This is a genomic window from Chitinophaga sp. W3I9 (genome assembly GCF_050434025.1).
Lineage (GTDB): Bacteria > Bacteroidota > Bacteroidia > Chitinophagales > Chitinophagaceae > Chitinophaga.
Map to the genome: position 1 here is coordinate 4,478,043 of NZ_JBNPWC010000001.1, position 15,401 is coordinate 4,493,443.

General features: G+C 46.6%; 13 protein-coding genes. 8 read left to right on the forward strand and 5 right to left on the reverse strand.

Annotation, left to right across the window (positions count from 1 at the left end; all coding sequences use genetic code 11):
• Nucleotides 1-58: 58 nt before the first annotated feature.
• Together QFZ51_RS18240 and QFZ51_RS18245 are read left to right on the forward strand one after the other, a co-directional pair.
• Complete coding sequence (locus QFZ51_RS18240) at nucleotides 59-649, forward strand: DUF3347 domain-containing protein (protein WP_429047791.1); 591 nt, start codon at nucleotides 59-61, stop codon at nucleotides 647-649.
• 69 nt (nucleotides 650-718) lie between these two features.
• Nucleotides 719-3,082, forward strand: a complete 2,364-nt coding sequence (locus QFZ51_RS18245) for a TonB-dependent receptor (protein ID WP_429047792.1) — start codon at nucleotides 719-721, stop codon at nucleotides 3,080-3,082.
• Between the two features lie 76 nt (nucleotides 3,083-3,158).
• On the opposite strand, the gene QFZ51_RS18250 is transcribed toward QFZ51_RS18245, so the two are convergent.
• Entirely contained in the window at nucleotides 3,159-3,683 is a 525-nt protein-coding gene (locus QFZ51_RS18250) for a hypothetical protein (RefSeq protein ID WP_429047794.1), read from the reverse strand.
• Between the two features lie 594 nt (nucleotides 3,684-4,277).
• Between QFZ51_RS18250 and thrS the strand changes: the two genes are divergently transcribed.
• Nucleotides 4,278-6,218 carry a threonine--tRNA ligase gene (gene thrS / locus QFZ51_RS18255; RefSeq protein ID WP_429047796.1) on the forward strand — a complete coding sequence of 647 codons (1,941 nt, stop codon included), beginning with the start codon at nucleotides 4,278-4,280 and terminating at the stop codon, nucleotides 6,216-6,218.
• A 170-nt stretch (nucleotides 6,219-6,388) separates the two neighbouring features.
• Nucleotides 6,389-7,096: a translation initiation factor IF-3 gene (infC, locus tag QFZ51_RS18260; protein WP_429047798.1), complete on the forward strand. Its 708-nt coding sequence runs from the start codon at nucleotides 6,389-6,391 to the stop codon at nucleotides 7,094-7,096.
• Nucleotides 7,097-7,179: 83 nt separating this feature from the next.
• Here the strand turns inward: infC and QFZ51_RS18265 are convergent, their stop codons facing one another.
• Both QFZ51_RS18265 and QFZ51_RS18270 read right to left on the reverse strand, forming a co-directional pair.
• Entirely contained in the window at nucleotides 7,180-7,695 is a 516-nt protein-coding gene (locus QFZ51_RS18265) for a hypothetical protein (RefSeq protein ID WP_429047800.1), read from the reverse strand.
• A 25-nt stretch (nucleotides 7,696-7,720) separates the two neighbouring features.
• Nucleotides 7,721-8,311: an HD domain-containing protein gene (locus tag QFZ51_RS18270; protein WP_429047802.1), complete on the reverse strand. Its 591-nt coding sequence runs from the start codon at nucleotides 8,309-8,311 to the stop codon at nucleotides 7,721-7,723.
• A gap of 181 nt (nucleotides 8,312-8,492) precedes the next feature.
• On the opposite strand from QFZ51_RS18270, the gene QFZ51_RS18275 reads away from it, so the two are divergent.
• A complete protein-coding gene (locus QFZ51_RS18275) occupies nucleotides 8,493-9,470 on the forward strand; it encodes a cation diffusion facilitator family transporter (protein ID WP_429047805.1) in 978 nt (325 codons plus the stop codon).
• Nucleotides 9,471-9,549: 79 nt separating this feature from the next.
• On the opposite strand, the gene QFZ51_RS18280 is transcribed toward QFZ51_RS18275, so the two are convergent.
• The gene (locus QFZ51_RS18280; RefSeq protein ID WP_429047807.1) at nucleotides 9,550-10,761 is read right to left on the reverse strand and encodes a serine hydrolase domain-containing protein; all 1,212 of its coding nucleotides are present in this window, start codon (nucleotides 10,759-10,761) and stop codon (nucleotides 9,550-9,552) included.
• A 315-nt stretch (nucleotides 10,762-11,076) separates the two neighbouring features.
• Here QFZ51_RS18280 and serA point away from each other — a divergent pair, with 315 nt between their 5' ends.
• The 3 genes from serA to QFZ51_RS18295 all read left to right on the forward strand — a co-directional run bounded on the left by serA (nucleotide 11,077) and on the right by QFZ51_RS18295 (nucleotide 14,854).
• The gene (gene serA, locus QFZ51_RS18285) at nucleotides 11,077-12,312 is read left to right on the forward strand and encodes a phosphoglycerate dehydrogenase (RefSeq protein ID WP_429047809.1); all 1,236 of its coding nucleotides are present in this window, start codon (nucleotides 11,077-11,079) and stop codon (nucleotides 12,310-12,312) included.
• Between the two features lie 170 nt (nucleotides 12,313-12,482).
• Nucleotides 12,483-13,247 carry a hypothetical protein gene (locus QFZ51_RS18290; RefSeq protein ID WP_429047810.1) on the forward strand — a complete coding sequence of 255 codons (765 nt, stop codon included), beginning with the start codon at nucleotides 12,483-12,485 and terminating at the stop codon, nucleotides 13,245-13,247.
• Nucleotides 13,248-13,279: 32 nt separating this feature from the next.
• Nucleotides 13,280-14,854, forward strand: a complete 1,575-nt coding sequence (locus tag QFZ51_RS18295) for a S41 family peptidase (RefSeq protein ID WP_429047812.1) — start codon at nucleotides 13,280-13,282, stop codon at nucleotides 14,852-14,854.
• A 132-nt stretch (nucleotides 14,855-14,986) separates the two neighbouring features.
• Here the strand turns inward: QFZ51_RS18295 and QFZ51_RS18300 are convergent, their stop codons facing one another.
• A complete protein-coding gene (locus tag QFZ51_RS18300) occupies nucleotides 14,987-15,280 on the reverse strand; it encodes a hypothetical protein (protein WP_429047814.1) in 294 nt (97 codons plus the stop codon).
• Between the last annotated feature and the right edge of the window lie 121 nt (nucleotides 15,281-15,401).

Sequence of the window (15,401 nt, forward strand, 5' to 3'; positions counted from 1 at the left end):
AGTACTCCAAAGAAACAATCCGCTCATTTTATTTAGTTTTGTTACAAAGTGTAAGATTATGAATTTTAAAGTATGCGTTCCGGTTGGCTTACTGATGCTGGGTGTGGCCCTGTTTGCCTGCAACCAGCAGACCGCCCCGAAACAGGAAGAAGCGGCAGCAGGCGCTTCCGCCGCGTTACAGGCGCCCTATAGCCAAGTGTTTTACGACTCACTGGGCGCCGCCATGCAATCGTATTATCAGCTTTCGGATGCGCTGGTACAGGCTGATAGCACTGCCGCCAATACCGCAGCAGCGACACTGAAAGGGCATGTGGACAGTTTGCCGGTCAACCTTTTACAGATGGATAGCAGCCACCTGGCCAATATTACCGGTATCACCGGCAGCGTAAGCGCTGAATTAACCGGTCTGGCAGGAGAAACAGGGCTGGAAGGCAAAAGAGCCGCTTTCCAGATGGTATCCGATATGCTGTTCGACCTTGTAAAGAACACCGGCCTGAAAGGTCATACTATTTATCACCAGTACTGCCCGATGGCATTTGATGATAAAGGCGCGTACTGGCTTAGCGACAAAGCAGCTATACAGAATCCTTACTTTGGCCATAAGATGCTCACCTGCGGTGAAACCAAAGATAGCCTGAGCTATAAATAATAAGTAATCGTTGAATCGTGCGCAGTAAATCGTAAATTACTTTCGCTTTGCTGCTCATGATTTAACGGTATGTTCACACGATATAGTCCCCTTTTATTGTTCTTCTTTTTGCTGTGTTTCTTCAATGAGGCAGCGGGACAGCAATATACCGTAAGCGGTTTTATTAAAGACAGCACCAATGGCGAATCATTGCCCGGCGCCACGGTGCAGGTGCTGCATTCCACCAACGGCGTACATACCAACAACTACGGATTTTATTCTATCACACTGCCGGCAGGCAATTACATCCTCCTGTATTCATTTCTTGGCTACGAATCCAAAGCAGTGGCGTTGACGCTGGATGCCAATACCACCCAGCACCTGCAACTATACCCGCGTTCTTACCAGGCAAAGGAAGTAGTGATCACCGACAAAAGAAAGGATGCCAATGTGAAAAATACCGAGATGGGAAAGGCCGAGCTGACCGCAGTACAGATAAAGAAACTGCCGGCACTGATGGGGGAGGTGGATGTGCTCAAAGCCCTGCAGCTGATGCCGGGGGTACAGGCTGCCGGTGAAGGCAACGCCGGTTTTTATGTGCGTGGCGGCGGGGCCGATCAGAATCTTATCCTGCTGGACGAAGCGCCGGTGTATAATACAGGCCACCTTTTTGGCTTTTTCTCTGTATTCAATGCAGATGCCATCCGGAGCACCACGCTCATCAAAGGTGGTATGCCTGCCAATTACGGGGGCCGGTTGTCGTCTGTGGCGGATATTGCTATGAAGGAAGGGAATAATAAAAATTTCCAGGGAGAAGGGGGAATCGGGCTGATCTCTTCCAGGCTATCTTTCCAGGGACCTTTGAAAAAAGATAAGGCCTCTTTTATCGTGAGCGGCCGTCGCACTTATATCGACCTTGTCACAAAGCCATTTATTAATAATACTTCGTATAAGGGTTCGGGTTATTATTTCTATGACCTGAATGTAAAGATGAACTACGCTATTTCGGAGAAAGACCATATTTACCTGAGCGGTTATCTTGGAAAAGATGTGTTCAGCTTTAATAACCAGGACCGTTCCTTTGATGTAAAGATTCCCTGGGGCAATACCACGGCTACTTTGCGCTGGAATCATGTGTTCAGCCAGAAGTTATTTGCCAACACCTCTCTCATCTACAACGATTATAAATTTCAATTCAGCGCCCTGCAAAATAATTTCGATATCCGGTTGTCTTCCGGCATCAGCGATATGAACCTGAAAACAGATTTTGACTATTACGCGCATGTAAAGCATCATATCCGTTTTGGCGGCAACTATATCTATCACACGTTTACACCCTCTACTATCAGCGGGGAGCAGGATTCCACCAAATTCTCCCCCGAGAATGTGTTTAAGAAATATGCCCATGAGGTGGCATTATACCTGATGGATGACTGGGAAATATCTCCCAGATTGCAATTGAATGTGGGTGTTCGCTACAGCGGGTTTATGCAGATCGGCCCTTATACCCGCTACTCCCGTGATGCAACGGGGAATAAAACGGATAGTGTTGTATACCGGCGCTGGCAGCCGATATCCCGTCATGGTGGCCTTGAACCGCGGGTCATCCTGCGATGGTCCTGGAACGAGGTAAGTTCCGTAAAAGCTTCCGCAACCCGTAACTACCAGTTTATTCATCTTGTATCCAACGCGGGAACTACTTTGCCTACAGACGTATGGGTGCCCAGCACTTACCTGGTGCAGCCGCAGATTTCCTGGCAATATTCTGCCGGGTACTTCCGCAATTTCAGCAACAATATGTATGAGGCATCTGCCGAGGTATATTATAAAAGCCTGCAAAACCAGATTGAATACAGGGAAGGATACACTCCATCGTTGAATGATCCGGAGCAGGACTTCGTGTTCGGAAAGGGGGAGGCCTATGGCATGGAATTATTTGTAAACAAAAAGAAAGGGCGGTTTACCGGCTGGCTGGGTTATACATTGGCCTGGACCTGGCGGCAATTTCCCGCGTTGAATGATGGCAACCGTTATCCCGCGAAGTATGATCGTCGCCATGATCTGGCCCTGGTAGGCACTTACGACCTGAGTAAACGCTGGACGGTATCAGGTGTGTTTATTTACGGCACCGGTAATACCACTACGCTACCGGAAAAATTCTATTTTATAGAAGGCACGCTGGTACAGGGTTACGGCAGTATCAACTCCTACCGGCTGGATGCCTATCACCGGCTCGACCTGTCGGCCATATATACTCCGGTGCCTAAACGGCCCAATAAGCGTGTGAAAGGCAGCTGGACATTTTCTGTGTATAACGTTTACAGCAGGAAGAATCCTTATTTCATTTACTTTGACCAGGAGGGGAGCGCCGTAGATGGCACGTTGAAGGTGCGTGCGAAGCAGGTGTCGTTGTTCCCGGTGTTACCGTCGGTGACGTATAATTTCAAGTTCTAGCCGGGATTCAAAAGGGGTGATAGTACCTGAATTCAAATGAGATGATAGTACATACAAATGGGGTGATAGCGGGGGATTACCTCACGAAGCAGTACCTGATAATTCCTACCAGGGCAGCCACTATAGCAATGAATTGCGCAATGGCGGCATAGTGTACCGATTTGATCAGTTCTGCTTTAACGTCCTGGATAGTGCCCAGCAGCTCCGATTTAACCTTTTGGATGTCCGTTGTTAATTCTGCCTTAACCTTTTGAATATCCAGCGTTAACCCATTTTTTACAACAGATAACTCTTCTTTGGTGGCCATCAGGTCCATACGGGTGGCAAGCTTGTGGATATCCTGCTTAAGTTCGTTTTTAACATTCGACAGCTCTTCTTTAGTAGCCATCAGATCCATACGGGTAGCAAGCGTGTGGATGTCCTGCTTAAGTTCGTTTTTAACATCCCATAGTTCGCCTTTAGTGGCCAGTTGTTCAATTTTTGCGGATGATTTCCTTTCATAATGGTCATCCAGCGCATTTACAACTTCCAGGGCTTTGTCGTCCGGCAAATGCAGGTCATTCCGGAAGATGTCATACAGTTTTAAGTTTCCGATTGTCATATGTAATGATTTTATATTACAGGACTAAAATTAATTTATTCTTTATTTCGATATCGTGATAATTACAGATATTTCTTTTAAATATATCAAAGCTGATGGCTTTTTATTATTTTGTAACTGTGAATAATATTTTGATGTAAATAATCTCAAAAGGCATCCGTACTATTGCCAGGAGTGCTATATCAGGGAAGTTTTTGGGGGCATAGTGCATTGGGAGTGCATGCATAGTGCATGGGGAGTCCATGAGGAGTCCATGGTAAGTGCATTGATACTGCATGGATGACCTATGACATACGCTGGTTTGAGGCATCGGTGAAGCAGGGGTGAGGTAACTGTTTTCTTTTAGCTTAACTTCCCCTAAATAAGATCGTCTCACCCGGTAAATCACATGGATTGTAATGTTTTATCATTATAAAGGTGCATTTAAACCATTTTTCAACTGTGTTCACACCGCTGTATAAATATTTATTTTTAAAATCCTTAAGTTCAACGACATGGTTATCTAAAAGCTAACAAACTATTTCTTAACTTCGCAAACATTTTATAAAGGAAATATAGCCCATATGAAAAAGTATGGTGCTAACAGCAAAACGTATGATAAATATCACTTTTCCGGATGGCGCAGTTCGTCAGTATGAATCAGGAGTAACTGCATTGGACATTGCCAAATCCATCAGCGAAGGATTGGCACGCAAAGTATTGGCAGCAAATGTTAACGGGCAGGTAGTGGATGCTACACGCCCGATTTTGACGGATAGCACGCTGCAGCTACTGACGTGGGTGGATAAGGATGGTAAGGCAACAATGTGGCATTCCTCGGCGCATCTGATGGCCGAAGCACTGGAAGCCCTGTATCCCGGCGTAAAGCTCGGCTATGGCCCTTCAATTGAAAATGGATTCTATTACGATATTGATTTGGGCGACCGCACGATTTCTGAAGAAGATCTGAAAGCGATCGAAGCAAAAATGGTGGAGTTGTCTAAACACAACAGCGAATACGTGCGCAAAGAAGTAAGCAAGGCAGATGCCCTGACTTATTTTACTGAAAAAGGCGATCCGTATAAAATAGAAACGATCAATGAATTACCTGATGGAAGCATTACCTTCTATACACAGGGCGGATTCACAGATCTTTGCCGCGGACCGCACATTCCGAATACCGGCTTTATCAAATCCATCAAGCTGACCAGCATTGCAGGCGCTTACTGGCGCGGCAGTGAAAAAAATAAGATGCTTACCCGCATCTATGGCATCACCTTCCCTAACCAGAAAGAGCTGGACGAATACCTGGCCCTGATAGAGGAAGCAAAGAAACGTGATCACCGCAAACTGGGTAAAGAACTGGAACTGTTTGCCTTCTCTGAAAAAGTAGGTTTAGGTTTACCTATGTGGTTGCCTAAAGGCGCCATGCTGCGTGAACGCCTGCAGCGTTTCCTCCAGGAAGCCCAGCTGGCCAGCGGTTACCTGCCGGTAGTAACACCGCATATCGGGAATAAAAATCTGTATGTGACTTCCGGTCACTACGAAAAATACGGAAAAGACAGTTTTCAGCCGATCCATACGCCGGAAGAAGGTGAGGAGTTTATGCTGAAACCTATGAACTGCCCGCATCACTGCGAACTGTACAAGGTATCGCCAAAGTCGTACAAGGATTTACCCGTGCGCTTTGCCGAATTTGGTACCGTGTACCGTTATGAGCAGCATGGTGAACTGCACGGTCTTACCCGTGTGAGAGGATTTACCCAGGATGATGCGCACCTGTTCTGCCGTCCTGACCAGGTAAAGGAAGAATTCCAGAAAGTAATAGACCTGGTGATGTATGTATTCAACAGTTTGAGTTTTACCGAGTATACTGCACAGATTTCACTGCGTCATAAAACGGACCGCAGTAAATACATGGGTACCGAAGAGAACTGGGAGCTGGCAGAAAAAGCAATTATCGAGTCTGCCGCCGAAAAAGGGCTGAACACCGTGGTGGAATACGACGAAGCGGCGTTCTATGGTCCTAAGCTCGACTTCATGGTGAAGGATGCGCTGGGCCGTAAATGGCAGCTGGGTACCATCCAGGTGGATTACAACCTGCCGGAACGCTTTGAACTGGAGTACATCGGGGCCGATAACCAGAAACACCGGCCGGTGATGATTCACCGTGCGCCGTTTGGTTCACTGGAACGCTTTATCGCCGTGCTGATCGAACATTGCGCCGGTAAATTCCCGTTGTGGTTAGCGCCAACACAGGTGAAGATCCTGCCGATCAGTGATAAAAGCCAGGCCTACGCAGAAAAAGTAGCAGAATTGCTAAAAAAAGCAGAAATTCGCGCTGAGATAGATGATAGGAGCGAAAAGATAGGTAAGAAGATCCGGGAAGCAGAGCTGGCAAAGATTCCGTACATGCTCGTACTCGGTGAAAAAGAAGCAGCTGACAATGTAGTAGCCGTTCGTCGTCAATCAAAAGGTGATTTGGGAACTATGCAACTCGAACAGTTTACCACCATGATAAACGAAGAGGTAGCAAACCGGAAGCCAATTGAGTAACATCGCATAAATGTGGAAAAAAGGTATATAAAACAATGAACATTACTCGATTGAGGTATGTTAATTGCTGTAATTTTCCCCGTATTTTTGTAAAGATTGTTTTTGGTCCATGGACGAGATGTGGACCATGGACTAAAAGGACAATTAATTAATTAATTTTATTTTTCTTAATGCAACAAAGACCCAGACCAAGCAGTTTTGGCGGCAACAACCGGGGAAGAAACCCCAACTTCCGCAGGGAACAACAACAAGAACATCGCACCAACAGGATGATACGCGTTCCTGAGGTACGACTTGTAGGTGAAAATATTGAGGTAGGTGTCTACAAAACAGAGGATGCACTGCGTATGGCTGAGGAACAGGGTTTAGACCTGGTAGAGATTTCCCCGAATGCTGTGCCTCCCGTTTGTCGTATCATCGACTACAACAAATTCCTCTACGAAAAGAAAAAGAAGGAAAAGGAAATGAAGGCGAAGGCGCACAAAAGTGAAGTGAAGGAAATTCGCTTTACGCCTAACACCGATGACCATGACTTCGATTTCAAAGCGAAACATGCTGAAAGCTTCCTGAAAGACGGTAACAAGGTGAAAACCTATGTACAGTTTAAAGGACGTGCCATCATGTTTAAGGAACGTGGTGAATTGATCCTCCTGAAGTTTGCTGAAAGGCTGGCAGAAGTAGGTGGCCTGGAAAGTATGCCTACCATGGAAGGTAAGCGTATGATCGCCATCTTTGCCCCTAAAGCAGCGAAAAAGAAGGAAAAAGAACCCAAGGAACCGAGAGAACCCCGGGAACCAAGGGAGCCAAGAGAACCGAAAGAAGCAAAGGCGCCCGTTACGCCTCCAGCCGCTGATGCAGCAGGAGATGCCAACGCATAGCCAATGGTTATATCACATTAAAAAAGCAGCACAGCAGGGTATTATACCTTGTTGCGCTGCTTTTTCTTTTAGCGTGTAACCTGCTATTGTATTGCTTTTAGTACTTTCCGCGCCCTGGAACGGATAGCCGGTGTGGGATTATTTTCCAGCTCCGCTGCTATCAGCAGCCGGATCTCGTTTTTGATGTCAGGGTAATCTTTTGCCAGGTTAGCCAGTACCGTCATGGAAAAGGCTTTCACCGCCACTGCTTCCAGCGGATCTTCCAGGAACGCAAAACAACTGTTCATCACCGGCCCTTGCAGGGATTCCGGGACCGGCAGGTATTGCAATATCCTCAATACATTTCTCTTTACTGCCACCGGCATACCCGGTTCCTCCATCCTGGCTACCATAGCCGGCAGGTGGGGAGCAAGCAACGCGGGGTACTTTTTTGCCACAAAGCTCACAATCCACGCAGCCCGTTGTACCACGCGGTATTCGTCGTGCAGGAACAAGTGTATCAAGGCGGCAAACCGTTCCGGATGCGGACCTATCCAGGTCGCAATGCGGAGCGACTGGGCACGGGAATTTTCCGATAAAATTTCAGTACGCAGATCCATAGACCTGCAATTTAATACACACGAGTTAATTATTGGCGGAAGTACTGTTTGCCAGCAGGTAGGCGAGCGTTTTTTCACGCATCCGCGCTACGTCTTCAGGCTTCACCGGCATATCCGTTTCCTTGCCCATATCATCCCAGATCCTGATCTGGATGTATTGGTGGAATAAAGGATCATTGCGGAACGCCAGCGCCTCTTCTTCATTCATAGGCCCACCCTGGTATTCGAGGGTTCGCTTGCTGGCTTCGGAGAGGGTATCGTAATAGGCGCTGTCCGACCAGGTAAGATAGCGTTTCGCGGCCACATGACTGCCCACCAGCTGCGCCATGCGCTCCGGGAAGCCGCATTCCAGCAGGAAAGCGCTGCCCAGGTCGTCGTGTGCGCGGGTACCGAGGCCGCCCATCTGGGGCGCACTTTCAAAAAAATGACCAATGTCGTGCAGGAATGCAGCAACGATCATTTCATCATCAAAGCCTGTGCTTTCTGCTATAAGGGCTGCCTGCATCATATGCATCAGCATGGTTACCTGTTCGCCATATTCCTGGTGGCCGTAAGTATTATACAGGTCGAAGATTTTGTTGACTACTGATTGGGCATGTAATTCACTACCGGTCATTTTCGTACGTTTATAAGGGTTAGTACAGTTTTTTCATAGTATGCCGTGGCATTATCGCAAATGTAATAGCTGCAACTGCTTTATCAGCACGCCTCATGTTATGTTTTTATTAATACCGGAGTGGTTTTCAAACGCCAATAATCCTTTACCTTTGCCCTTTACATTACACAAAACTGAACCATTGCTAAAAAAAGAACTGCGCGTCATACTGGTGTCGCTGATCGTTAGTTTTATACTAACCGTGGCGAAATTTTCGGCGTACTTTATGACCCATTCGGTGGCCATCCTTTCTGATGCCCTGGAGTCCATTATCAACGTGGTGGCGGGCGGTTTTGCCTGCTATAGTATTTACCTTGCCAGTCAGCCGAAAGATGCCAACCATCCGTACGGACATGGCAAAGTGGAATTCTTTTCGATCGGTTTTGAAGGCGCCATGATCTTTATCGCCGGCGTGTTGATCCTTGTGAAAACGGCACAGTATTTTATCCTGCCGCGTGAACTGCACCAGATTGAAAACGGTTTATGGGTATTGGGCGCTACCACTGTCGCCAACCTGTTGCTGGGCCTGTACCTGGTACGTTCCGGTAAGCAGCTTTCTTCCATCACTATTTCGGGGAATGGCCAGCATATCATGACCGATGTTTACAGCAGTGCGGGGTTGATTGCTGCGTTGGTTGTCATTCATTTCACCGGCTGGACCTGGCTGGATCCCGCGGTATCACTGGTGATGGGCGGATTGATCCTCAGCAAAGGATATCAATTGATGCGCCGGTCTATTTCCGGGTTAATGGATGAAACAGATATGAAGATAGTGGACAAGGTGATCACTATTTTATCGGTTCATCGCAGGCAGAACTGGATCGATATGCATAATATGCGTGTGCAGCAATATGGTAACAACTATCACATTGATTGCCATGTAACGATGCCTTACTACCTGGAGCTGAATGATGCGCATGATGAAATGAAGAAGATTGAGAAGCTCGTGAATGAAGGGTTTGCCGGTAGTGAGGTAGAGTTTTTTATTCATATGGACCCCTGTATTCCTTCCTGTTGCCACTACTGTTTAAAAGAAGCCTGCCCGGTCCGGAGCCATGCATTTACCGGCGAAATAATATGGACCCGCGATAACGTACTACCCAACAGAAAACATGGATAGTAATTCATCTTGCTATAAAAAAACCAGCATAACTTATATAAGCTATGCTGGTTTTTTTTATAGTCAGATGTTTAACTGTTTATTCTTCTCCAGCTTCTTCACCATCACCATGGCCGATGATATCGCGGATAGGTTTTACTGCCTGGTAAATACCGCGGTTGTATTTGTTTCCTAAGATAACAAGGGTGGTAGAATCCTGTATGAAACGATAGAACACGGTGTTGTTACCATGCCACCAGCCGTTGTGATAAATAATATTTTTTGTACTGTCCGGATACACCATAAGGCGCCATCCCAGTCCGTAATTGCGGACGCCGGGCTTCTCATTGCTGTAAGGCGTGTAGGCTGCCTTTAAGGTAGCCGCATTCAGGAACTGGCCTGAATAGAGGGCCTGATCCCACTTCAGCATATCCTGTGCGCTGCTGTAAATACCTTTATCGCCCATTACACCGTCGAAGTAAGTATCCGGTTCAAACTGCCCGTTATATTTATGGCTCTGGGTTTGGTGCACGCGCACAGCAGAGGAGGGGTCGTATACAAAAGTGCTGGTCATATGCAGGGGTCCGAAAATGGTTTGCTGCATGAAGTCGGCATATTTCTGTCCGCTTACCTTTTCAATAATAGAAGCAAGGAGCAGGTAATTGGTGTTGCAGTACTGGAAGTGCGTACCTGGCAAATGTTGCATGGCAGGCTTATGCGCTTCCATTAATTTGATGACTTCGCCGTTGGTAATAAAGTTGGCTTCTTCTTTCCATAAACTGTCGCAGAAATAAAGGTAGTTAGGCAGGCCGCTCCGGTGGTTCAGGAGCATGCGTACATTGATTCCTTTATAAGGAAATTCGGGAAAGAATTTTTGCAGGGAATCTTCCAGGCTCAGTTTCTCATTTTGTACCAGCCACATTACTGCTGCGCCGGTAAAGGTTTTTGTAACAGAAGCCAGCTGAAAAGAAGAACTGTCCATCACCGGTGTTTTAGTCCGGGAATTTTCATAGCCATGATACTTTTCAAAGATAACCACCCCTTTCCTGGCCACTATGATGGCGCCGTTGAAACCGGTACGCAGGAGCTTTCCGTTATAGAATGCTTCCAGTTCCTGTTGCATTTGTTTAGTACGCGGTGATTTAAGGATGGCTTCTTTTTCCGCGGCCGATAGTCCTGTTGTAAAGCGTGCCGAATCTGCTGCTGCTTTCCTTTTACTTTCTTCCCTTCTTGCTGCATTGCTCTGGCAGCTGGAGATAATTGCAATTCCCGATATAGTTAAGATAATACTTATTGCTTTCAATCGCTTCATTAGAGGAGTTGTGACTACTTTCTTAATTCAATTTTCGACCCATAAAATACAAAGCGCTCAATTTAGACTCAAAGTAAAAGACTGCCAAATAAAAACAGTGATTTCGGATTCTTTTAATTGATTTTTAAGCAAAAAAGTGAGAAAAACTTTAAAAATCATCCCCGATTTCCGTCTTTTTTTGATAAAATCGAATTTGATTCCACTGCTATTTGAATATTCCTCAACTTCGAGTAGGTTTGTGCCCTGTTTCCCCGCTATCAGCAATTATTAAGCCAATTGCAACACAGAGATACACATATAACTTAGTATAATATTATGGACCAGCAAAAGTCGACAAGTTATCCGAAAGAGAAGATCAGCATTTTATTATTAGAGAACATCAGCGATGCTGCGGTGGCAGAATTTACCACGGCAGGATACCATGTGCGCAAGCTTACCGGTGCGCTCAGCGAAGAAGATCTTATCAATGAAATCAAGGACGTTCATTTACTGGGCATCCGATCCAAAACCAAAGTTACCCGTAAGGTACTGGAATCGGCCAGGAAACTGCAGGCTATTGGTTGTTTCTGTATCGGTACCAACCAGGTTGACCTGAAAGCTGCTACAGAGCACGGTGTAACCGTTTTCAACGCGCCTTATTCCAATACCCGTTCAGTGGCTGAGCTGGTAATAGGTTTGTCTATTATCCTCATCCGCCGTATCGTGGATAAAAACAATGCAGCGCATAACGGCATCTGGCTTAAAGAAGCCACTGGCAGCTATGAGCTAAGGGGTAAAACACTTGGAATAGTAGGTTATGGTAACATCGGTAGCCAGGTGAGCGTATTGGCGGAAGGAATGGGCATGAACGTAATTTATTATGACGCCGAAACCAAATTGCCGCTGGGTAATGCAGAACAGCAACGCACGCTGAAGGAACTCTTCAACAAGGCGGATATCGTTTCGCTGCACGTGCCTTCCAGCAAAACCACTACGAATATGATCACTGCAGAAGTGCTTGCAGATGCTAAACCTGGGGCTATTTTTATTAACTATGCCCGTGGTGAGGTAGTAGACCTGGAAGCGCTGAAAGATGCATTGGAAAGCGGACGTTTGTCCGGCGCCGCCATAGATGTATTCCCGGTAGAACCGGAAAAGAATGGCGCCGCATTCAGCACGCCGCTGCAAAAATTATCCAACGTGATCCTCACGCCGCATATCGGCGGAAGCACGGAAGAAGCGCAGCACAACATCGGACTGGACGTGAGCAGTAAAATGCTCAACTACCTGGAAAAGGGCGCCAGCTTCGGTTCTCATACGGTACCTGCTATCAGCGTGCCGCCTATTGAAAACACACATCGCATCCTGCATATCCACCGGAACGTGCCGGGCGTGTTGTCTGCCATCAATACTGCCTTATCTGCCAACAAAATCAACATCCTGGGGCAGTACCTGAAAACCAACGACCAGATCGGTTACGTGGTACTGGACGTGGATACGAGGTTATCACAAGAGGCGCTGGCTTTGCTGAAGGAAGTAGAGCATACGATTAAAACAAGATTACTGTATTAATAAAAGCAACAATGGATTTGCGGGCGAACGGTTTTTAGTTCCCCGCAAATCCGTGATGCTCACCCACCATATCTCCCCGTTCACCGACTCTTTTTACTCATATACGTTTTTTCTTCCCGTATTTTCAAAATTCTTTGTTAACCTTGTAGTGCAACTGAAAAAATTAGCACATGAATATGAACAGGGTACTGACAGCAGGAGCAGGGGTAATAGCCGGTCTTTTGTTGTATGTAAATGCTTCCGCACAAGATAGTGAACCAAATAAATGGGCGCCAGCAAATATCAAAATCGACGGACAGGCTACTGAATGGCCCAAACCCCTGCAGTTTTATAACAACGTTACCAAGTTATTTTACACAATAGCCAACGACCAGGAGAATTTATACGTAATCGTTAGTGTTCCTGATCCGCAGAGCCAGATGAAAATTATGCGTTCCGGCCTTACTGTTTCCATCAACCCTACCGGGAAGAAAAAAGGGGGCGCGGGGATTACATTTCCGCTCACCTATAATGTGAACACCGGCGCACCGGATGTCCCGGAAGAATCCCGGGCACTCATTGCAGGTGAATTGAAAAAACAACTCCTGGCGAACGTAAAGGACATCAAAGTGGAAGGATTTGACAGCATCCCGGATGGCAATATTCCGGTGAAGAATACGTTTGGTATTCAAACCACCTCCTCATATGATGCCGCCGGTAACCTGGTTTGTGAACTGGGTATCCCGCTGAAGGTGCTGGGTATCCCCGCCGGAAGTGATAAGCCCATCGCTTACCATTTTAAGGTAAACGCCATGAAAAGGGAGGATAAAAAGGAACTGGAGGCCAAACGTGCCAAAGGAGAAAAGCCCCCGATGCCAGGTGAATATGCGGACCAATTCGCCTTGTATTATTCAGCCGACTTTTGGACACGTCAAACACTGGCCACTCAAAAGTAAGCAACCAGACTACCATCGTCTTAACTGTTTTTATGTATAAAAAACTGTTTTCTGCGGGAACTACCACCATACTGGCGGGGGCCTTATGCACAGGCACTTTTATGTCTTGCCACAAAGATAAACCAGCCCCTCCGCCAGTTGACATTACAGACGCCCTGAAGAAGGACTCCCTGAAGTACCTGATGTACCAGATCATGCAGGTAACTTACGGCGATGGCGGACGAACGGTCAGCAAAGGATTGCCTACTTACTACTGGTATTCCAGTGTACCGCAGCTGGATCCCCTGGCCAGCAAGTATGCGGATGCAAACGCCCTGCTGACAGAGATGAAAGGCTATGCCATCAACCCGGCCACCAATGCCGCATACGACCATTACAGCTTCCTCGATGAAGATGGTACCATCACCAATCAGCTGATGAATGGCGTATCGGAACAAAATGCCGCTGCCAATCCCTCTAAACTGGGATTTGACATTGGTTTTGCTGCCGGAGCAGATGCCAGTAAAGTAAGATTATTTGTAAAGTATGCAGATAAGAACAGCCCCGCCGGTAAGGCAGGCGTTTTAAGAGGGTGGGAGATTATTTCCGTAAACGGTAATACCAATTTTTCCAGTGCCTCTTCTGCTATCAACTCGCTTTATAATACGATTTCAACGGCATCCACCATCACCCTGGGATTTAAAAAACAGGATCAGACTTCGGTTACCCTTACTATCAATTCCGCTACATACAACATAAACCCGGTGCTGTTCGATACCATTTACACCGTTAAGAATACCGCGAACATAAATATAAAGGTGGGCTATTTCGCGATGTATACTTTTTCCAGTGTAACCAACGACGCCGGAAATGCTACCGCTACCAAAACGGCTTTGGATCAAACGATCGCCAAATTCAAAGCACAGGGCATCAAACAACTGATTGTGGATTTCCGGTACAACGGCGGCGGAGCCACCTCTACAGCGGAATACCTGGACAATGCTTTTGCTCCTTCGGCTGCCGGCGGTAAAGTGATGTATACCTACAAGTATAACGATAAGATCATGCAGAACCTCGCGGCTACCAAACTGGATGCGCAGGTGAACTTTGCTGCTGCTACAGGTGGTATGTCACTGGACAATATATTTTTTATTGTATCCGGGGAAACTGCTTCTGCCAGCGAATTAACACTGAACAACCTTAAACCGTACATGAATGTAAGGCTCATCGGGAAGAAGACATACGGAAAACCGGTTGGCTTTATTGATTTTAATATCTCCATGTATGATAATGATCATAAACCGGTATACCTTGCTGACCTGTACGCCATCAACTTCGAAACCATGAATGCCAACGGCAACGGGGGTTACTACACCGGTATCCCGGTAGATGCGGAGGCAGCGGACTATGTAAACGTTGCCTGGGGCAACACTACATCGGATCAGAACCTGCAGCAGGCCCTGAACTATGTTTCAACAGGCACTTACCTGGATCTTCGTACCAGCGCCAGGATCAGCGCAGCTGCCGGCAATGATTTGCGCGCGGCTATTCCTGGTATTACGCCTGCCAGAGGGTTTAACGGAATGGTTGATTTCAGGTTAAGCAAGAAAGTAGCAGGACTTCAATAACATATATCCTTTAACGTTAGCCGGCCAATTCAAGCCGCGTTGATCGCAAGATCAACGCGGCTTTTACTTTAGCGACAATAAAAAAGTCCGGATACGTATACCCGGACCAGTTAGCTGATGGAAGAGGAAGTATCAGCGGTGACTCAGTTTCCGGATCATATCTTCAGACATATCCTCTGAATAAACACCATACCCATACATCAATACGCCTTTGAGACCTGATTTGGTTTCAATGGCATACACTACTGCCTCATCGCCGGGGTCAGTATCTCCTTCAAAGCGATAGGTTTCTGTAATGTCAAAATCCTCCGGCCGCACATTCCCGCTGTTACACTGAATACTGTCGAAAACAAGGTTGAAATCGGTGATGTATCCGCGTTTACGCAGATCTTCTATGGCCGCTGTTACGGTGTCGTACACTTTCATATAAAAACAATTTCCGGTTTGCAAATGAAACGGCACTAAGTTAATAAATCGCCCGGGATTTGATGGAGTTGGATATAAAAACAAAAAGCATAAAGCCGGTTGGCCTTATGCTTTTTGTTTT